We start from the raw sequence: 21,120 nt of genomic DNA, 5'->3' as shown, positions 1-21,120 counted from the left end.
GAATCTCTTTTTGAATAAAATTTCAACAGTTTCTGACTTAAAATTTATATCTTTACCTAAGATTTATTAACTAAAAACACAACAACGCAAGTTGTTTCGAGATATATGGGATGTACTAATTGTTCGTCTAAAACAGACGCTACAGGTACACCAAGAGGATGTGGAAACAAAGGAAATTGCGGAACAGACAGCTGTAACAAGCTCTCTGTTTTCGATTGGTTATCCAATATGCAATATCCGTCAGATCACACCCCTTTTGATGTAGTTGAAATCCGTTTTAAAAACGGAAGAAAAGATTTTTTCAAAAATACGGAAAAGTTAAGTTTAAGTATTGGCGACGTTGTCGCTACGGAAGCAAGTCCGGGGCACGATGTCGGTATTATAACCCTTACCGGTCAGCTGGTTAAGGTACAGATGAAAAAGAAAAAAGCAGATTGGAACGGTCTGTTGCCAAAGGTTTACCGAAAAGCCTCTCAGCGGGATATTGATGTGTGGACGGCAGCGAGAAACCGGGAAGATGTCATTCAGAAAAGAGCCAGAGAAATTGCTATTCAGCTCAATCTGGAAATGAAAATATCCGATGTGGAATTTCAGGGTGACGGTTCTAAAGCCACATTTTATTATACGGCACAGGAAAGGGTAGATTTCCGCCAGTTGATTAAGGAATATGCACATGAATTTGGTATTCGTGTGGAAATGAAGCAGATAGGTTTTCGTCAGGAGGCCTCTCGTTTGGGCGGAATCGGTTCATGCGGACGGGAATTGTGCTGTTCTTCGTGGCTCACAGATTTCCGAAGTGTGAATACTGCTGCGGCAAGATACCAGCAATTATCACTCAATCCGCAAAAACTGGCAGGACAATGTGGTAAACTTAAATGCTGTCTGAACTTTGAGCTTGATTCTTATCTTGATGCATTAAAGGATATGCCGCGTTCTGACGCAAAAATCAAAACAACCAAAGGCGAGGCGATTTGTCAGAAGATAGACATATTCAAACAGCTTATGTGGTTTTCTTATACCGAAAATCACAGTAACTGGATAAAAATGAAAGCTGAGCATGTCAGGGAACTGATTGAAAAAAATAAAAAAGGCGAAGTAATTGCTTCTCTCGAAGACTTTGCGGTAGAAGATACAGTACCGGAAGGGCATAAGGAATCTGAAAAAACAACCGATGTGTTACTGGCAGAGGACAGCCTGAACAGATTTGACAGAAAGAAACCTAACAATAGAAGAAAACAGAAGGCGAAGCCAAAAGAAACGGTAACCAGAAATCAGGATAAACAGACAGCTAAAAAAAGAAACCCTAATAATTCCAGACGAAATGGCAACAAACGTAGAAACGACAAGCCAAACAACAACAATAATCAAGAGAAGTAAACGTATCTTTTCGGTTGCATTATTAGCTTTGGTAACTACATTTTGCAGCAGAACTGACGGTGCACTTTTTTCTGAATTTCAATCGACAAATGGCGATTGGCAGGTTTCAGATGTGAAAAAGTTTACTTTTGAGCAAAAGGATAGTCTGGAAAAATACAATGTTTATTTACAGCTTCAGGCAAATAATAATTATCCTTTCAGCAATATATTTCTGATTGCAAAAATTCATACGCCGGATAGCAAAACTTATACCGATACGTTGCAGTATGTGATGACCGATGAAACAGGAAAGCTGCTGGGCGATGGGTTCACAGATACTAAAACGAGCAAACTCTTGTATAAAGAAAATTACTCCTTTGCACAAAACGGTATATATACCATCGAAGTGGAACAGGCTGTACGAAAGGCAGAAGATGTTGAAGGTATCACAGAACTGGAAGGAATTACCGGCGTGGGTTTAACCATTGAAAAACAATAAAAGAATGGCAGAAAAACAAAAAAAGACCAAAGGTTCAAATAAGTATCTCAAGTGGTTTTGGATGCTGTTTTTAGCAGGGATATTCGGAATTATTTCCATTTTTGCTTTGGCAAACTGGGGCGTTTTTGGTGAAATGCCAACTTTCGAGGAACTGGAAAATCCTTCTTCGAGCGTGGCTACCGAAATTATTTCGGCAGATGGAAAAACGTTGGGTAAATTTTACCTCGAAAACCGTGTGCCTGTAAAATACGAAGATTTACCACCGCATCTGGTTCAGGCTTTAATCGCAACGGAAGATGAAAGGTTTCATTCCCATTCAGGTATTGATGCAAAAGGAACACTGAGAGCGGTAACCTCGCTGGGTTCTTCCGGAGGGGCGAGTACCATTACACAACAGTTGGCAAAAAACCTGTTTCACGGCAGTTCGGGCTCAAATAATATCGTTAAGCGGATTACCCAAAAGATTAAAGAATGGATAATCGCGACAAGGCTCGAAAGACAATATACCAAAGAGGAAATTATTGCTTATTACCTGAATACAGTGGATTTTGTAAGTAATGCTTACGGAATTCGTTCGGCTTCAAATGTTTATTTTGGTAAAGAACCTAAAGATTTAACGGTAGATGAAGCCGCAGTTTTGGTCGGAATGTTACAGGCACCATCAAGATTCAACCCTCGTTTTCACCCCGAGCGTTCTCAAAGCCGTCGTAATGTTGTGTTGCACCAAATGGAACGCAACGGTTATCTGACGGAAGAGGAGAAGAAACAATATCAGGCTTTACCGATAAAGATTAATTATTCACCCGAATCTCACGTATCTGGTCAGGCTACTTATTTCAGGGAATATTTGCGGGAATATATGCGCACCTGGGTAAAGGAAAATCCGAAGAAAGATGGCGGAACCTATGATATTTATCGTGACGGATTAAGAATATATACCACCATAGATTCTCGTATGCAAAAATATGCTGAAGAAGCAGTGACAGAACATTTGACTACTTTGCAGGCAGAATTTTTCAGACAGCAAAAAAGCAATAAAAATGCTCCGTTTATTCATATTTCGAATGATGAAACCGAAAAGATTATCCGAAGAGCTATGAAAAACTCTGAAAGATGGCGGTTGATGAAAGATGAAGGAAAATCAGACGACGAAATCCTGAAATCATTTGATGTAAAAACCAAAATGAGCGTTTTCAGCTGGAAAGGGGAAATTGATACCCTGATGACACCGAGAGATTCCATTATCTACTATAAACATTTTCTGCAAACCGGAATGATGTCTATGGAGCCGATGAGCGGAAATATCAAAGCCTGGGTAGGCGGAATAGATTATAAACACTTCCAGTACGACCACGTGGCACAAGGAGCAAGACAAGTAGGTTCGACTTTCAAACCATTTGTTTATGCAACAGTTATCGACCAGCTCGGCATGTCGCCTTGTGATATCGTTCACGATTCGCCGTTTACAATGCCTAAAGGGCGTTATGGTATATCAAAACCCTGGTCGCCTAGAAATTCGGGCGGAAACTATCACGGTTTGGTTAATCTGAAATATGCTTTGGCTCAATCACTGAATACAGTTACGGCAAAACTAATGGATAGAGTAGGACCAAAAGCAGTTATTGATATGTGCAGACAGTTGGGAGTAAATTCAGACATACCTGAATCACCGGCAATAGCACTCGGAGCTGTAGAAATTACCGTAAGCGATATGGTAGGAGCTTACAGTACTTTTGTGAATCAGGGAGTGTATATCAAGCCGAGATTCGTGTCAAGAATTACCGACAGAAACGGTGTAATTCTTTATCAATCCAGAGCAGAAACCAAAGACGTATTGAGCAAAGATGTTGCCTATGCCATAGTTAATTTGATGGAGGGAGTTACAGAAAGTGGCTCAGGAGCAAGGTTGAGATATACAGGTCGAGGAAGTGCAGCCTATAGCGTGATGACCGGCTATCCATATGCTTTTAGAAATCCTATTGCCGGAAAAACCGGAACAACACAGAATAACAGTGACGGCTGGTTTATCGGTATGGTACCAAATCTGGCTACCGGAGTTTGGGTTGGTAATGAAGACCGGGCAGCTCACTTCCGGACTACGGCTTACGGACAGGGTGCAACAACCGCCTTGCCGATATGGGCATTATTCATGAAAAAATGTTATGCCGATGAAACTTTATCTGTTTCAAAAGATAACTTTGAACGACCACAAAATCCTCAGATAGAGGTAGATTGTTCAAAATATGTTCAGCCGGTAGATTCTTTAGGGAATTTTATTGATGAAAATGGTAATATTATAAGAGATTCACTTTCGCCACCACCACAAAGTGTGATAGATGAATTTGATTTCTAAAATTAAGAGCCTGTTTAAATTTGTATTGTAAAAATGTTTATAGGTTATTTTTGAGGCAGAACAAGGCAAATTTTCAAAGGATAGCAGGGCTATCGTTTTAAAATTTAACGCGGTTATGACCAAAAAGAAGCATAAACAAATTATTAGATAAATTTTAAACAGGCTCTAAAAACGGCTTTATTTATTATTGAAATAAAGCCGTTTTTTTAGTATATTTACCCGACTACAAAATCAAGTATTATGATAAACAAAAAAGTTGCAAACGCCCAAGAAGCGTTACACGACGTAAAAGATAACCAAACCATTATGTTTGGCGGATTTGGCTTATGCGGCATTCCAGAAAATGTCATTAACGAGCTGGTAAAAAAAGAAACCAAAGGATTAACCTGTATTTCCAATAATGCCGGTGTAGATGATTTTGGTTTAGGATTATTGTTGCAGAAACGCCAAATCAAGAAAATGATTGCTTCGTATGTAGGCGAAAATGCTGAGTTTGAAAGGCAAATGCTTAGCGGAGAGTTGGAAGTAGAACTGACACCACAAGGCACACTGGCAGAAAAATGCAGAGCCGCACAAGCAGGGATTCCGGCATTTTTCACACCGGCAGGCTACGGGACAGAAGTAGCCGAAGGGAAAGAAACCAGAGAATTTAACGGTAAAATGTATGTGCTGGAAGAAGCTTTTAAAGCTGATTTTGCTATCGTAAAAGCATGGAAAGGCGACGAAGCCGGAAATCTGATTTTTAAAGGAACAGCCCGAAACTTTAATGCGTGTATGGCAGGAGCCGGAAAAATCACTATCGCTGAAGTAGAAGAATTAGTGCCGGCAGGAGAATTAGACCCAAATCAGATTCACGTTCCGGGAATATTTGTTAAACGAATTTTCCAGGGCGAGAACTACGAAAAAAGAATTGAACAACGAACCGTAAGAAAAAGATAATTAGTTGATTAGCATATTGTCTTATTAACTAATTAATACATTATCAAATTGACACATTAAAATTATGGCTTTAGATAAAACAGGAATTGCAAAACGAATTGCAAAAGAACTCAAAGACGGATATTACGTAAACCTTGGAATCGGTATTCCGACTTTAGTGGCAAACTATGTGCCGGGAGGAATGAACGTAGAGTTCCAGAGTGAAAACGGCGTATTAGGCATGGGACCTTTTCCGTATGAAGGAGAAGAAGATCCCGATTTGATTAATGCCGGAAAACAAACCATTACTACCTTGCCCGGAGCGGTGTTTTTTGACTCAGCAACCAGCTTTGGTATGATTCGTTCCCAGCATGTTGATTTGACCATATTAGGTGCGATGGAAGTAGCCGAAAACGGAGATATTGCCAATTGGAAAATTCCCGGAAAAATGGTTAAAGGAATGGGCGGAGCTATGGATTTGGTAGCATCGGCTGAAAATATTATCGTGGCGATGATGCATGTGAATAAGCACGGCGAATCAAAAATCCTGAAACAATGTACACTGCCCTTAACAGGTGTCGGGTGTGTGAAAAAAGTAGTTACAGAATTGGCTGTCATGGAAGTTACACCAAACGGATTCAAGCTATTGGAAAGAGCACCGGGAGTCAGCGTTGAAGATGTTGTAAAGGCAACAGAAGCCGATTTGATTATCGAAGGCGATATTCCTGAGATGCAGATAGATTAATCAGTTTCAAATTCATTATTGATATGAAATGTCTATGAAAAAAGCTGTTACATTACCTTTTTATGCCAAATTAACATTGGTGTTATTGGGAATAATTCTCTCGGTATATATAGGAATAATCGGGAAAGGAATCATCATTCCGATGTTTATTGCATTTCTTATTTCTATGTTATTGCTGCCCGTAACCAGATTTCAGGAAAACAAACTACGGTTTCCGAGGATTGTTGCCTGTTTGGTTTCGCCGATATTATTTCTTGGTATGGTACTTGGCGTCGGATATTTTCTCGGTACGCAGGTTGTACAGTTCAAAGATGACATTCCGGAATTCAGAGACCAGATTGTCGGATTGTTCAACGATGCACAAATCTATATTGCCGAGCATTTTGACGTGACAGAACAAGAACAGGTAGATTATTTGAGCAAAAATGTAGAGAAAACATTCAAAACCGGCTCGTCTTTGGTTAGCGGAGCGATTCTTTCTATTACTTCGGTGTTGCTGAATGGTGGGTTTATTTTCCTTTACACTTTCTTTTTCCTTTTGTATCGCGACCATCTTATCAAATTTTTGATATGGTGTTTCGGCCCTCAGCAGCAAGACAAGGTTATTACTGTGAGTTCGTCTGTTCAGGGAATTATCAAGCAATATCTGGTCGGACTGATGATACAGGTAGCATTGATTACCGGAATGTTATATCTCGCTTTTTCGATAATTGGCATTAAGTATGCTTTTCTGTTTGCGATGCTTTGCGGTATTCTGAATCTGATTCCGTATATCGGTATTTTTTCTGCGACTGTAGTTGCTTCATTAGTCACTTTGGCGACCGGAGAACCTATTCAGGTGTTATATTTGATAATTGCTATTATTGTAGTCAATTCGATTGACGGTAATATTATCATGCCAAAAGTTATCGGTTCAAAAGTTCAGGTTAATTCATTCATGGTCTTTGTCGGGTTGATTGTAGCAGAGTCTATATGGGGAATTGCCGGTATGTTTCTGGCTATTCCTATTTTGGCTATTGTGAAGATAATCTGTGATGAAGTAAAAGACCTCAAACCAGTTGGTTTTCTGCTTGGCGAGGAGGAAGAAGTACGCCCGATGTTCGAGAAATATTACAAAAAATATTTTTATAATCAACAAGAGGAAAACCAAACGAATGAGGAAGATTTGACTGACTCAGAACATTCAGACGAAGAACCGGACGAGGATAATAACCAAGAAGAAAACAAACCGTAATGAAGAAATTTTACTTTTTATATTTTCCGGTAATTTTAGCTTTGGCTGGTTGTAAAAATGAAGAATCCGGCAACGACGAACAGCATTTACAGAAACAGGAATCAGTAGTTCAGTTTAAGGTACACGATTCAACTATCTATAAAATAACACAGTTACCTGTACCGGAATTACGTGATTCGGTTAATTATGTGTTTCTGAAAAATTACAAAGCATTTACAGGAGATTATTTGCGTGCCATGCAAAAAAACGACAGTCAAAAAATCAAAGCATTGCGTGCGGAATCAGAAGAGTGGGCAGAAAAAAACAAAGTTTTTGTCAATAAACTGAATAGTGAAGATTTGAGAAAAGTAGATATATTCATGCAACAATTATCCGAAGCATTAAGTGAAGTAAAACAGTTGTAATCTTAACCGTAATAATAAAAAAACCGATGAATAACTCATCGGTTTTTGCTTATAAAAACTGTACTTGATTAATATCTTGCAGCTTCTTTTCTTGCGTCGTAAATCATATCTTCGTTAGCCACGATAGAAAACTCTACACGTCTGTTTTTTGCTCTGCCAGCATCGGTGTCATTAGAAGCAACCGGGTCTGCAGGTCCCATACCTTCAGTAGTAATACGTTTTGTACCGATTCCTTTACTCACTAAGTAAGATTTTACCGCGTTTGCTCTGGTTCTTGACAATTTCATGTTATATTGCTCTCTACCAACGCTGTCGGTATAACCGAAAATACTGATTTGTGTTTTAGGGTTGTCGATAAACACTTTTGCCAATTTGTCCAGATTAGATTTTGCAGTAGAAGTCAAATCAGAACTGTCGAAAGCGAAGTTAACAGTAGATTCGTTCATAATCAAACGAATACCTTCTCCGACACGTTCTACTTCCGCACCCGGGATAGACTGCTCGATTTCCTGAGCTTGCTTGTCCATGTTTTTACCGATAACGGCCCCGGCTGTACCACCGATAACACCACCTAATACAGCACCCAAAGCACTATTGTTTTTGCTGCCGACATTGTTACCCAACACACCACCGATTACTGCTCCTGCAGCAGCTCCTGCAGCAGCTCCTTTTTGGGTGTTATTTGCATTTTTAACAGAATCACAACCTGTGAAAACAGAACCTAAAGCAAAGGTTCCTGCTATGAAGTAAAGATTAAATTTTTTCATGATTAATTATTTTTTTTAAATTAATTATTTTTTTTAAAATGATATTCAATTTGAATTTCGGTAGAATTATCTACCAGTTTAAAACTCTCTTTGGTTTGGTTTTGAATGCTGAAAACATAACCTTCTCTTACGTTTTTCGGTTTATCATCACCGACAAATTTCAGTGTAAAATCGTTATTCGGAGTTATTGTCCAAACGATATTGGCATCAAACACCGGGCAATCTTTTCCACCGTTTACAGAAACTACACCTTTATTGTTATTAGGTACAAATTTCCAATGGCTGTTTTCAAAACATTTTGCATCAGCCACACCAAAAGGTTTCACATTGTACCCTTTCGGATAGGTAACCAATGTCAAAGTCCAATCGCCTTTCAGCCCTACCTGAGCTTGCGGATTGGTTGTTGGCTTACAGGCAACAAAGCCCAACGCCAAAACACTAAGTCCGATAAATTTTTTCATAATGATTATTTTTTGTTAAACAAATTTACAAACATTGTGCCACAAAATCAAAAGTGGAGGCGATTTTTTTTAAGAAAGCTGACTTTTTGTCACAAATAACAGCTTGGTACTTTTTTTGAGAATTTATTTCCGACTAACTCAAAAATGAATTTAAAAATATGGAAAATAGCACAACAGGAAAAATTAATGTAACAGTGGAAAACATTTTTCCGCTGATTAAAAAGTTTTTGTACAGCGACCACGAAATCTTTCTGAGAGAGTTGGTGTCCAATGCAACCGATGCCACATTAAAGCTGAAACATTTAATTTCGCTGGGCGAAGCCAATGTTAATCAGGATAATCCGGTTATTGAGATAAAAACAGATAAAGAAAACAAAACGCTTCATATCATTGATCAGGGTATTGGAATGACTGCCGATGAGGTCGAAAAATACATTAACCAAGTGGCTTTTTCCGGAGCGGAAGAATTTTTGGAAAAATATAAAGACACTGCCAAAGATGCCGGAATCATCGGGCATTTCGGATTAGGTTTTTATTCCGCTTTCATGGTTGCCGACAAAGTGGAAATCATCACGAAGTCCTACAAAGATGAGCCGGCAGTACATTGGACGTGTGACGGTTCGCCAGAATTTACATTGACAGCATCAGACAAAAAAGATTTCGGAACAGAAATTATCTTGCATATTGCTGATGATTCCACAGAATTTTTGGAAGACGGGCGTATCCGGGAATTATTGTTAAAATACAATAAATTTATGCCGGTTCCGATTCAGTTCGGAACGCATACTGAAGGTGAAGGCGACGACAAAAAAGAAGTACCAACGATTATCAACAACCCGAATCCGGCATGGACAAAACAACCGACGGATTTGACTGACGAAGATTACAACAACTTTTATCGAGAGTTGTATCCGATGCAATTTGCCGAACCTTTGTTTCATATTCATCTGAATGTCGATTATCCGTTTAACCTGACCGGAATATTGTATTTCCCGAAATTACAAGGAGATATGCAGGTGCAGAAAGATAAAATACAACTCTATCAAAATCAGGTTTTTATCACAGATAATGTGGAGGGAATCGTGCCGGAATTCTTAACGATGCTTCGCGGTGTGATTGATTCGCCGGATATTCCGCTCAATGTGTCGCGTTCCTATTTGCAAGCCGACGGAAATGTGAAGAAAATAGCCAATTACATTACCAGAAAAGTAGCTGACAAACTCAAATCATTGTTCAAAAATAACCGGGAAGATTTTGAGCAAAAATGGAATGACATCAAAGTGGTTTTGGAATACGGAATGCTCACTGAACCAAAATTCTATGAAAAAGCCAGTGAATTTACACTCTATCCGACTGTGGACGGAAAATATTATACTTTAGATGAGCTGAAAGAGAAAATCAAAGGTTCACAAACCGATAAAGACGATAATTTGATTGTGTTGTACGCATCTGACAAAGAAGGGCAACACAGTTATATCGCTGAAGCAAAAGAACGCGGGTACAAAGTGTTGCTACTCGATTCGCCAATCGTTTCGCATCTTATCCAAAAACTGGAAGCAGATAATGAAAAATTGCGTTTTGCCCGTGTTGATGCTGATTCCATTGACAAACTGATTAAAAAATCTGATGATGAGGTATCGAAATTATCTGAGGAAGAGCAAAAACAACTCAAAGAAACTGTTGAAAGCGTAATTGATAGTAAATCTTATACTGTGCAAACGGAGGCTTTGGACAGCAATGCCGCACCTTTTCTGATTACACAGCCGGAATTTATGCGACGAATGAAAGACATGCAAATGAGCGGTGGCGGCGGAATGACAATGTTTGGCGATATGCCCGATATGTACAATCTTGTGGTAAATACCAATTCGCCATTGGTTGGAAAAATCTTGGAAACCAAAGAGGAAACCAAGCAAAAAGAACTGGTTAACCAAGCTTTGGATTTGGCAAAACTGTCGCAAGGCTTACTCAAAGGAGAGGAATTGACCAAGTTTGTGAAAACCAATTTCGCGAAGTTGATATAAACAGGCTGAAATGAGAAATTACAGCGTCCGTGAATATTTTTTACGGGCGTTTTTTTGTGATTAGTATTTATTAGTACGCGACAAAATTTATAAATACCAGAAAGATAAAAATTTAATTGTTAGCCACAGATACACAGATATAAATTTCAAAAATAAATCTTGTTCAGATAATAATTCCACCGATTTTAATCAGAAAAAATTATCTGTGCATCTGTGGTAGATTAACAATAGTTTGTAAATGAAACATTTGCGTTTTTTGTCGTGTACTAAATATATTTTAATGCGAATTCGCGTTATTTTGGTATATTTGCCCTTTCGCAATAAAACGTAATATGAAAGCAGGAATTGTAGGACTACCCAATGTAGGAAAATCAACATTATTTAACTGTTTGTCAAACGCTAAAGCCCAGAGTGCAAACTTTCCGTTTTGTACTATCGAGCCTAATATCGGGGTGGTTAATGTACCCGATCCGCGATTGGAAAAATTGGAAGAATTGGTGCAACCCGAAAGAGTTTTACCGGCAACAGTAGAGATTGTCGATATCGCCGGTTTGGTCAAAGGAGCCAGCAAAGGCGAAGGTTTGGGAAATCAGTTTTTGGGTAACATCAGAGAGTGTAATGCCATTATCCATGTGTTGAGATGCTTTGATAACGATAATATTGTTCACGTTGACGGAAACGTGAATCCGGTCAGAGATAAAGAAACTATTGATATAGAATTGCAGTTAAAAGACCTCGAAACTGTTGAAAAAAGATTAGAAAAAGTAAAAAAAGCAGCCAAAACAGGTAATAAAGAAGCACAGACAGAAGCTGATTTGCTGGAAAGAATCAGAGGGATTTTGCTCGAAGGAAAATCAGCAAGAGTCGTACAACCGGCAAATGAAGACGAGCAGGAACTGATGGATAATTTTCAGTTGATTACCAACAAACCGGTGTTGTATGTGTGCAATGTAGATGAAAATTCGGCAGCCGGAGGTAATCAATATGTAGAACAGGTTAAAGAGTTGGTCAAGGACGAAAACGCTGAGGTTTTGGTGCTTGCCGTTGCCACAGAAGCAGATATTACTGAGCTGGAATCTTACGAAGAACGCCAGATGTTTCTCGAAGATATGGGCTTGGACGAGCCGGGAGTTTCCAAACTGATTCGTTCGGCTTACAAACTACTGAATTTACAAACTTATTTTACCGCTGGTGTAAAAGAAGTTCGGGCATGGACGATTAATGTTGGCGATACTGCACCACAGGCGGCCGGCGTGATTCATACTGATTTTGAAAAAGGATTTATCCGTGCCGAAGTAATGGCGTATGCCGATTTTGTGGCATTTGGCTCGGAAGCAAAAGTAAAAGAAGCCGGAAAACTCAGGGTAGAAGGGAAGGAATATGTCGTGAAAGACGGTGATATTATGCACTTCAGATTTAATGTGTAAACCTGAATACCATCGGAATAATTTTCACAGAAACACTTTTTGCGTTTTTGATGTGGTAGAAAAGGAATTTGATCAGTTTCACTATATCAGCCGAAAAGGCAGTACTTATTACTTCACTTCAGAAGGAATTTTTCGAAAATCAAACCATTGGGGTAGGGTAGGAAACTGTCGATGGAAATTGGCTGGGAATAACAAGATGCAAAATCAGCATATCGGTTATGCATCTTGGGATTCCTTTTACCCGAACAGTGAAAACGAGGCTGTTTTTTATATTCAGAAATCAGTAAACGGTTATGACTATAACCATTACTTATCGCCGCAATATGATGGAAAAGCTGTATTGAGAACAGCCAAAGAAATCCGGATAGCACTAAAGAAAATCAAAGACCTCGACGCACCGGACTGGATAAAATATTATCCGCAATTAATTCTTAGTCAGGAATTAAAAACGGATATCATTCAGCAGGTTATTTATACCCCAAAAACTTTCCGGGATATCTTAAAAACTTTTCTAAAACCACATCTTTAGAAAACTCTACGCATTACTTTTTCCCATACAAATCATTAATTGCACTATCAAAATCAGGGTATTTGAATTCAAAACCTTTGGAAATAATTTTGTCTGCACATACTTTCTGACTATCGGTAATGAGTTTGTATTTTCCTCCCATAGCGAGTATCAATAGAAAAGAAGGAATAGGTGGTCTTGTGATTGGGCGTTTAAGTTTTTTAGCGATTTTTCGGATAAACTGACGTTGTTTGATTGGTGTCGGGGCAACGGCATTGTAGGTACCGGTTAGGCTGTTTTCGATACAAAAATCAATCATTCGTACGACATCATCAATGTGTATCCACGAGTACCATTGACTACCTGAACCCAAACTTCCGGCAAAGAAATATTTGCACATTGTGACGAATGGTTTCAGTACACCTTGTCCTTTGTTGCACACCAATCCTAATCGTAACACGGTTGTTGGTATTCCGATGGATTCGAATTGGTTGTTATACAATTCCCATGTTGTGCAAACCCGCCCTAAAAAGCTGTTGCTTAATATTTGCGTATCTTCTTTATAATATCTGTTTTTGTTTGAACGGTATATGGCAATGGCAGATGCACTAATGATTTGTTTTACCTGATGCGGATTGTCTTTCAGGTAATTATATAAAGCGTCAGAAGGTTTCATACGGCTTCTGAAAATGTCTTTTCTACCTTCTTTGTTCCATGATGAATTGATTGATTTTCCGGCAAGGTTAATAATAATATCTACTCCGTCGAAAGCCTCATTGTCTATTTCCTTATTATACGGGTCCCAAAAGAAACCGCTTAATTTTCCATCGTTTTTTACTTTTGTTTTACTTGTCGTCAGGTAGTTAACCTCATGCCCTTTATCAAGCAAGTGTTGTGTTAATTTCGTACCGATTAATCCGGTGGCTCCGGCAATTAATATTTTCATAATCATTTAAGTTTAATGGTCCATTCAAAATTAAAAACGGCTACCTGATTTCCTTTTTCATCTTTTCCAATAGATTGTGCCCAGAATTTCTGTCCTTCCCCGGTTCCTATGGCTTGGTTAACGGCTTCCCGGATTTTATTTCCGTCTTCACAGACAAATGTAATTTTTCCAGTAGCTTTTTTAGTAAACTCTGCGTTATTTTTTGCCACAAGCATCGAAATCTTCCGACCGCTTTCCTGAATGGCAGTCATTACCAACGCTCCGGTACTTAATTCTGCTGCCATTGCTTGTACGGCAAAATACATCGAACGAAACGGATTTTGATTAATCCATCGGTGCCTGACGGTTACACAACAGGCTCTCTCGCTTATTGATAAAACCCGAACACCGCACCAAAAGGCGGACGGCAACTTGAAAAACAAATAGCTGTTTAACTTTTTCGGGCTTATTTTCATCAGTGTTCTTAATTGGATTCTAAAATTAGGAATAATATTTTAAGATTGCAAATTTTTAGTAAAGTTAATTTATTGTTAAAATAAACTACTTTGTATTGCATAGTACAAAATATAATATATATCTTTGCAGTGTAAATAACTAATCAAAGCCAAGTTCTATGAATATTGAAAACACAAAAGCACAAATGCGGAAAGGCATTTTGGAATTTTGTATTCTTTCTTTGCTCAAAGAGAAAGATTACTATACTTCCGAAATACTGGAGGAGCTCAAAGGTGCGAAATTGCTGGTGGTGGAAGGAACAGTTTATCCTTTGCTGAATCGGTTGAAAAACGGCGAATTTTTGAGCTATCGTTGGGAAGAATCTAACGCAGGACCACCACGGAAATACTATAAACTCACAGAAAAGGGAGGAGTATTTTTAGAAGAATTAGCCCTGACATGGCAGGAATTATCAGAAGCAGTTAAACAAATCACAGAAAAAACGAAATCATGAACAAAACATTGACCATTAATATAGCCGGATTGTCTTTTCACATTGATGAAGACGCCTACCAAAGACTTAATGATTATCTGGAGTCTGTTAGAAATTCTTTGAACGATGAGGGTAGAGAAGAAATTATGGCAGATATCGAAGCTAGAATTGCCGAGATATTCGCAGGAAATGTGAATAATCAAAAAGAAGTCATTGGAATGAAAGATGTTAATCAGGTAATTGATTTATTAGGTCAGCCTGAAGATTATATGTTGGGAGAGGAAGAAGACAATAATCATAAAGAAACCTATTACAGTGGTGAGAATTATTCCCGCAGGAATAAGAAACTGTATCGTGACGGCGAACGCCGGTTATTGGGAGGGGTGTTGTCCGGTTTAGGACGTTATCTGAACATTGACGTGGTTTGGCTTCGCTTGCTGTTTATTCTGTTGCTTTTCGCTTACGGGGCAAGTGCTATTGTGTATATTGTTTTATGGATTATCGTTCCGAAAGCACGCACTACTTCCGAGATATTGGAAATGTATGGCGAACCCGTGACTATAGATAGTATCGAAAAAAGAAATCTGAAATATGCACAAAATAAAAAAGAGTATTATGACAGAGTCGATAACAATTCCAAACGCTTGGTCAATGCTATTCAAAAAACATTTGGAATCTTTTTGCTTGTGTTGGGAATTCTCGGAATGATAGGAGCTGTAATTGCTACTTTTGCCATCAGTATGGGGTCTAATTCTAATATTTTTGGTGAGAATATTATAGATTTCGTATCCTTAGGATATCCAAAATGGGCAGTATTGTCTGCATTTTTCGGATTGATATTCCTTCCTTGTATCGCCATACTTCTTTTTGGATTATCATTGCTATATTCTAACATAAGATATTTAGGTTTATCATTGATTGGTATTGGGATTCTGTGGGGAATTAGTTTAGTGTATTTTTCCATTGTCGGTATCGATTTAGGCATGCAGAAAAAGAAATTCTTTCAAGACCATTTCAACAGTTACAAAACAGAAATTTCTAAAGAGATAATTCAGACAGAAAAGGACACATTGTTGATAGATTTCGTACGAGACAGCAGAATGTATTCGGTTAATGATTCGATTACAAACGGTAATTTTTATAAAGAATATCGCCGTGTGAATCTGGAAATATTATCGACACCTTTTGATACGACCTATATGGAAGTAAAGTCCAAAACATTTTATGATAAAAAAACGAGAGTATCTATCAGCAAAAACAATAGTTATGTAGAAACTATTCATACACCTAAAGTTTTACCTTATCAGTATAATACGGAAGATAACCGAATTTTATTGTCAGATGCCTTGCTGGCGACAGACTCGTCTTGGCGTATTGATAATCAGGTAACTGTTTATCTTTACTTACCAAAAGGTAAAACTATCCGACTCAATGAAAAGTATGAAAATTACATAAACAATGATGATATTGAAGATGGAATTCAGTATTATCAGTTTGAAAACGGGATACTCAAATGTGTGAGTTGCCTACCAGAACATGATGATAACCTTTAAAAATATAGATTATGATTCCATTTGTATGTTTTTTAGTCCAGAAAGTAATGCAATTACTACTGTAAAGTTTTTGAATTAATTTGAATATTACTTGTTTACGCAGAAAACCACCTTGTGAAGAGGTGGTTTTTGTTTATTGTCACACTGACGTAGGAAGTGCCTTATAAACTAATCACAGACAAAGCCTCCTGGTAAATTTTTTCATATATCGGGACGATATTATCTACGCTAAATGTCTTGGAATGATTTAAAGCGTTGGATTTAAATTGATTGAGTGTTTTTTCATCTTTCAGGATATGTATCGCATTACGAGCCATGTCGTCCACATTGCCGATGTCACTCATAAACCCGGTTACGCCCTGTACGTTTACTTCAGGCAAACCTCCGGCATTGGTAGAAATAACCGGAACGCCGCACGCCATCGCCTCCAAAGCAGCCAAACCAAAACTTTCCGTTTCGGACGGAAGCATAAACAAATCTGAATATTTCAGAATACTATCCACTTCGTTGCTGTTTCCGAAAAATATTACCTTATCTCTTATACCTAACGATTTGACCAGTTCTTCAGCCGGAGTACGTTCCGGACCATCGCCGACCATCATCAGTTTTGCAGGCATTTTTTGCTGAACGCGGTAAAAAGTTTCTACAACATCATTGATTCTTTTTACTTTTCTGAAATTGCTCACGTGGGTAATTATCCGCTCATTCGGCTCAGCCAGTTGCTGTCGCTGGCAATGCACATAAGCAAAATCATTCATTTTTTCTTCAATGAAATTCGGAATTACTTTAATGTCTTTGTTTACATCAAACAAATCGTAGGTGGATTTTTTCAAATCGTCCGAAACTGCCGTTACCACATCAGATTGATTGATACTAAATGTGACTGCGGTTTTGTAATTTGGCAGATTACCCACCAAAGTAATATCTGTACCATGCAGAGTAGTTACCATAGGTAGTTTTATACCAGATTCTTCCAACATTTTCTTCGCCATATAACCGGCAAACGCATGCGGAATGGCATAATGCACATGCAAAATATCAATGTTGTATTTCTTGACCGAATCTACGATTTTACTAGCCAGAGCCAACTCATAAGGCTGATAATGAAACAGCGGATAATCGGGAACATTCACTTCGTGAAAAAACACATTCGGGTTCAGTAAAGCCAAACGCACCGGTTGTCTGTAAGTAATAAAATGCACTTCATGACCACGTTGTGCTAATGATAGTCCAAGCTCGGTAGCAACCACGCCGCTACCACCAAATGTTGGATAACATACAATAGCTATTTTCATTTTGTTAGAAATTGTTTGTACAAAAATAGCGGTTTATATCCTAAACCGCTATTTTTTATGATAAAGATAAGATTGTAAATCAATGGTGTTTTGAACTCAACGTCGTGTTCATGCTTAAGCATCTTTACAGATACTGATAAGAAATTAACTTCGTTCTGTTCGCAAGCTCGAGTCCTGCGGAAATCGAAGATTCGACGCAGTCAATGACAACCGTTGTGTTTAAAGGCTTTTACAAAGTCTAAAAATATGTAATTATCTGATTACCTCTAAAAAGATATATTAATCTTGAAGGGCATCATAAATAATCTGTTGAATATCTTCACGGGTTCCAGCTTTTGAAAGTCTGTTTTCATCAGCATGAGGGTAGGTGCGATTGGACAAGAAAATATATACCAAATCATAATCGGGGTCTGCCCAGGCAATGGTTCCGGTAAAACCGGTGTGTCCGAAACTTTTCGGCGATGCACACCCGCAAGTCGGTCCTTTGTCGCCCGGTAGCTGAGGTTTATCAAAACCTGCACCACGCCGGCTCCCTTTTTGGCAGGAATAACAATGGTTGAAATCCTGTAAAGTTTTTGCAGAAAGTATTTGTTTGCCATTAGCTTTTCCTCCGTCCAGATAAAACTGCATCATTTTAAAAACGTCCTCAGCATTTCCGAATAATCCGGCGTGTCCGGCAACTCCGCCCATCATAGCGGCTCCCATATCGTGTACATAACCGTGTACTTCGGTATGTCGGAAATAATTGTCTTTTTCGGAAGGAGCAATATAATGTATATCGGCTTTACGCAACGGATTGAATGTTAGTCGTGTACCTATCGGTTCATAAAAATATTGTTCAACCAATTGATTGATGGGTTTGCGATAATGCTTTTCTACTATTTCTTTAAGCAAAATAAAATTCAAGTCACTATATCTGTATTTCTTGGTACCAAGTGAGGATTCTACGATTTGTTTCATCATTTCTTTGCGGTAATTTTTACTCAAATATAAATGCTCCGCCACTTGTACCGGAAAATCCGGGCTGTATTGCGAATGGTACAGTTTTTCGTCGGGTTGTCCGTCAACTAAAGTATGTTTGTAAAACGGAATCCATGCCGCCAAACCAGATTCGTGCAACAGCATTTGCTTAATTGTAATATTAGCTTTGTCAGTGTTTTTAAATTCCGGAAGCCATTGCCCCAAAGTCTGGTCAAATTTCAGTACGCCGTCGTTATACATTTTCATAACCATCGGTAATGTACTCAGGATTTTAGTCAGGCTCGCCAAGTCATAAATCGTTTCGTTGGTTATGTCGATAGACGGATAATCGTCGGTTTGTTCGCCAAAAGCTTTCTGATACACAATTTTTCCGTTTCGGGCAACCAAAACCTGGCAACCCGGCGTGTAGCCGTAATCGACCGCTCGTTGGGCAACCTGGTCTATTTCCTGAAGTTTTACTCTGTTCAAACCTTCTTTTTCTGGGGTAGAATAAGACAGGTTTTGTAGCTTTTTGGGCGATAAATCGTGTAATTCTGCAATGTAAGGTTCGTCTTTATCCTTTTTTTTTGTCTGTTTTTTTATTTCGGTTTTATCGTTGCTCCATGCTGCCAGTTTCGGAATGGTTACCGGAATTTTTCCTTTGGCTTCGATTTCTCCGAACAAGATTTCGGCAGCTGCTTCGTGGGCATATTTGTTGTTTTGGTAAGCTAATAAAACTCCGTCAAGATGAGAAAAATTATCAATCGAAAGCAGGGAATAAGGTTTGGTAAACGCAACCAAAGTGGTTGGTTTGACTATAGCAATTTGCTGAATAAACTTTAATTCGTTGGCTGTGAAATCATGATTTTTCCAGGCATTATCAGCCTTATGAAATCCTAAAACTATTTTGTCATATTCTTTAAGCTGTTGCGGATTATCTATGCTTGACAGGTAAAATGAGGTAACATTTGCCCGTTGTTCCAAAGCATATACAAAATTAGTATTCACGTCATCGCCCAATTTCACATAGGCGATTTTCTCTGATTCGTTTAAAAATGAAGATGGTTTTTTGCCCCAACTCAATGCTGACTGGAACAGCGTTTTGTTTAAATCTTCATAGGTTTGTTTATTTAAATCCTGATTCAGGTTTTTCAGATTGATGGCTGTTGAGTTTTGAGCAGCAATCGGGTATTTATAATTTAAAATTCTTTTTACAGATTCTTCCAATCGTTGTTCGGAAATAGCTCCGGATTCAACTTCTTCTTTGATTTTTTGAATCGCCAATGATACATTTTCAGAAAAAAGCAATATGTCATTACCAGCTTTGAATGCCTTCAAATCCGCTTCGCCCGGTGATTTGTATTGTGTTACGCCTTTCATATTTAAGGCATCGGTAAAAATTAATCCGTCGAAATTCAGTTCGTTGCGAAGTAATTCTGTGATTGTTTTGTAGGAAAGGGAAGTAGGTAACCCTTTTTTTGGTTCAAGGGCTTTCACTTCCAAATGAGCGACCATCACACTTGATAAGCCCGATTTAATCAATTCTCGATAGGGATAAAGTTCCATCTCGTTTAATCGTTCACGTGAAAAACTGAGATAGGGTAGGGTGTGATGCGAATCGGCAGAGGTATCGCCATGTCCGGGGAAATGCTTGGCTGTTGCCAGTACGCCTTTTTGCTGCAAACCGTTTTTGAACGCAATAGCGTGCATCGCCACTTGTTCTTTATCTTCGCTATACGAACGCACGCCGATAATCGGATTTTTTGGGTTGGTGTTGATATCCACTACCGGACCAAATATAAAATTAATGTGCATACGATTTGCCTGTTCGCCTATTTGTTCGCCCACTTGATGAATTAGTTTGTAATCCTGAATGGCACCCAAGGTCATATTAAACGGATAGGTGTGGGTAGAATCGAGCCGCATACTCAGCCCCCATTCAGCATCAATGCCGACAAATAACGGAATGTGAGATTTTGCTTGCAAACGATTGGTTATTTCCGCTTGCCGGTGCGGACCGCCCTGAAAAAATATTACACCACCGATTTTCTGCTGCTCTACTAATTGCTCCAACTCCTGAATATGCTTTTCATTTTTGTTGGAATAAGCGGCAACCATAAACAACTGCCCGATTTTTTCGTCCAGCGTCATTGCTTCGTATTGCTGGTTAACCCATTCTGTTTGAGATTGGGCATTCATCAAGGTTGCGGTTATCAGCAGGGAGAATAATATCAAATATTTTTTCATAATAGCGGTAAAAACAAAATCAACTCCAAAAATACAATTTAAAGAGGCAAGATGCAAGAGAAAAGTTTTGCTGTTACTTTTTGCCTAATTTTCTTAATTGACTTTTTTGAAGAGATAATTTGACCTTATTTGAATGTAAAATAGCAAGTAGTTAAGCTAGCTTTGCAGAGGAAATTTATAGCATAACATAATCAAAGTGTGAGTTCATATATTGAATTTATTTAAAATTTTTATCGTTACAACCAAAGTTGAAATTTCACATTCAAAATTTCAGAAACTATTTAAAATTTATCTAATAATTTGTTTATGCTCTAAATGAAAAAAAGGGTGCATTGGTTGGTTTTTTATATGAAATGAGTGTAATAATAATGTTATTTATGGATAAAAAATTTCTTATTTTGTTTTAAGTAAAGGTAAATAATGAAAAAAACAAAAAAGTTATTAACATAAATAAGTCTTATTGATGGTTTATTGTTTGTAGTGGTTAATATGGTT

18 protein-coding genes are annotated in these 21,120 nt (G+C 38.3%); 12 read left to right on the top strand and 6 right to left on the bottom strand.

Annotated elements, in window-relative coordinates; translation table 11 throughout:
• Positions 1–105: 105 nt before the first annotated feature.
• The 7 genes from CDL10_RS00150 to CDL10_RS00120 all read left to right on the top strand — a co-directional run bounded on the left by CDL10_RS00150 (position 106) and on the right by CDL10_RS00120 (position 7,509).
• Complete coding sequence (locus CDL10_RS00150; RefSeq protein WP_100676647.1) at positions 106–1,377, top strand: PSP1 domain-containing protein; 1,272 nt, start codon at positions 106–108, stop codon at positions 1,375–1,377.
• Positions 1,322–1,855 (top strand): gliding motility lipoprotein GldH, encoded by a 534-nt coding sequence (locus CDL10_RS00145; protein ID WP_100676646.1) that lies wholly within the window; start codon positions 1,322–1,324, stop codon positions 1,853–1,855. Before CDL10_RS00150 ends, CDL10_RS00145 begins: the two co-directional genes overlap by 56 nt.
• A 4-nt stretch (positions 1,856–1,859) precedes the next feature.
• A complete protein-coding gene (locus CDL10_RS00140) occupies positions 1,860–4,208 on the top strand; it encodes a penicillin-binding protein 1A (RefSeq protein ID WP_100678582.1) in 2,349 nt (782 codons plus the stop codon).
• A gap of 240 nt (positions 4,209–4,448) precedes the next feature.
• On the top strand, positions 4,449–5,147 hold the full coding sequence (locus CDL10_RS00135; protein ID WP_100676645.1) for a CoA transferase subunit A: 699 nt from the start codon (positions 4,449–4,451) through the stop codon (positions 5,145–5,147).
• Between the two features lie 64 nt (positions 5,148–5,211).
• A complete protein-coding gene (locus CDL10_RS00130; RefSeq protein ID WP_100676644.1) occupies positions 5,212–5,871 on the top strand; it encodes a CoA transferase subunit B in 660 nt (219 codons plus the stop codon).
• A gap of 34 nt (positions 5,872–5,905) precedes the next feature.
• Complete coding sequence (locus CDL10_RS00125) at positions 5,906–7,105, top strand: AI-2E family transporter (RefSeq protein ID WP_165772960.1); 1,200 nt, start codon at positions 5,906–5,908, stop codon at positions 7,103–7,105.
• On the top strand, positions 7,105–7,509 hold the full coding sequence (locus CDL10_RS00120; RefSeq protein WP_100676642.1) for a hypothetical protein: 405 nt from the start codon (positions 7,105–7,107) through the stop codon (positions 7,507–7,509). Before CDL10_RS00125 ends, CDL10_RS00120 begins: the two co-directional genes overlap by 1 nt.
• A gap of 68 nt (positions 7,510–7,577) precedes the next feature.
• Here CDL10_RS00120 and CDL10_RS00115 read toward each other — a convergent pair whose 3' ends face one another.
• Both CDL10_RS00115 and CDL10_RS00110 read right to left on the bottom strand, forming a co-directional pair.
• Positions 7,578–8,276 carry an OmpA family protein gene (locus tag CDL10_RS00115; RefSeq protein WP_100676641.1) on the bottom strand — a complete coding sequence of 233 codons (699 nt, stop codon included), beginning with the start codon at positions 8,274–8,276 and terminating at the stop codon, positions 7,578–7,580.
• Between the two features lie 20 nt (positions 8,277–8,296).
• Positions 8,297–8,737, bottom strand: a complete 441-nt coding sequence (locus CDL10_RS00110) for a lipocalin family protein (protein ID WP_100676640.1) — start codon at positions 8,735–8,737, stop codon at positions 8,297–8,299.
• A 158-nt stretch (positions 8,738–8,895) separates the two neighbouring features.
• On the opposite strand from CDL10_RS00110, the gene htpG reads away from it, so the two are divergent.
• From htpG to CDL10_RS00095, 3 genes are all read left to right on the top strand, one after another.
• Complete coding sequence (gene htpG, locus CDL10_RS00105; protein ID WP_100676639.1) at positions 8,896–10,761, top strand: molecular chaperone HtpG; 1,866 nt, start codon at positions 8,896–8,898, stop codon at positions 10,759–10,761.
• A gap of 332 nt (positions 10,762–11,093) precedes the next feature.
• Positions 11,094–12,188, top strand: a complete 1,095-nt coding sequence (gene ychF / locus CDL10_RS00100; RefSeq protein ID WP_100676638.1) for a redox-regulated ATPase YchF — start codon at positions 11,094–11,096, stop codon at positions 12,186–12,188.
• Positions 12,181–12,717: a hypothetical protein gene (locus CDL10_RS00095; RefSeq protein ID WP_100676637.1), complete on the top strand. Its 537-nt coding sequence runs from the start codon at positions 12,181–12,183 to the stop codon at positions 12,715–12,717. Before ychF ends, CDL10_RS00095 begins: the two co-directional genes overlap by 8 nt.
• 13 nt (positions 12,718–12,730) lie before the next feature.
• Here CDL10_RS00095 and CDL10_RS00090 read toward each other — a convergent pair whose 3' ends face one another.
• Both CDL10_RS00090 and CDL10_RS00085 read right to left on the bottom strand, forming a co-directional pair.
• Complete coding sequence (locus CDL10_RS00090) at positions 12,731–13,642, bottom strand: TIGR01777 family oxidoreductase (RefSeq protein ID WP_165772959.1); 912 nt, start codon at positions 13,640–13,642, stop codon at positions 12,731–12,733.
• Between the two features lie 2 nt (positions 13,643–13,644).
• Complete coding sequence (locus CDL10_RS00085) at positions 13,645–14,097, bottom strand: DUF4442 domain-containing protein (protein ID WP_100676635.1); 453 nt, start codon at positions 14,095–14,097, stop codon at positions 13,645–13,647.
• Positions 14,098–14,255: 158 nt separating this feature from the next.
• On the opposite strand from CDL10_RS00085, the gene CDL10_RS00080 reads away from it, so the two are divergent.
• Positions 14,256–14,591: a PadR family transcriptional regulator gene (locus tag CDL10_RS00080; RefSeq protein WP_100676634.1), complete on the top strand. Its 336-nt coding sequence runs from the start codon at positions 14,256–14,258 to the stop codon at positions 14,589–14,591.
• On the top strand, positions 14,588–16,123 hold the full coding sequence (locus CDL10_RS00075; protein WP_100676633.1) for a PspC domain-containing protein: 1,536 nt from the start codon (positions 14,588–14,590) through the stop codon (positions 16,121–16,123). Before CDL10_RS00080 ends, CDL10_RS00075 begins: the two co-directional genes overlap by 4 nt.
• A gap of 161 nt (positions 16,124–16,284) precedes the next feature.
• On the opposite strand, the gene bshA is transcribed toward CDL10_RS00075, so the two are convergent.
• Complete coding sequence (gene bshA, locus CDL10_RS00070; protein ID WP_100676632.1) at positions 16,285–17,418, bottom strand: N-acetyl-alpha-D-glucosaminyl L-malate synthase BshA; 1,134 nt, start codon at positions 17,416–17,418, stop codon at positions 16,285–16,287.
• Between the two features lie 279 nt (positions 17,419–17,697).
• Complete coding sequence (locus CDL10_RS00065; RefSeq protein WP_243389265.1) at positions 17,698–20,613, bottom strand: glycoside hydrolase family 3 N-terminal domain-containing protein; 2,916 nt, start codon at positions 20,611–20,613, stop codon at positions 17,698–17,700.
• Positions 20,614–21,120 lie beyond the last annotated feature (507 nt).

This window comes from Avrilella dinanensis (assembly GCF_002807015.1).
GTDB lineage: Bacteria > Bacteroidota > Bacteroidia > Flavobacteriales > Flavobacteriaceae > Flavobacterium > Flavobacterium dinanensis.
The sequence above is the reverse complement of the archived record's forward strand: the minus strand, read 5'-3'. Positions and strand labels throughout refer to the sequence as shown.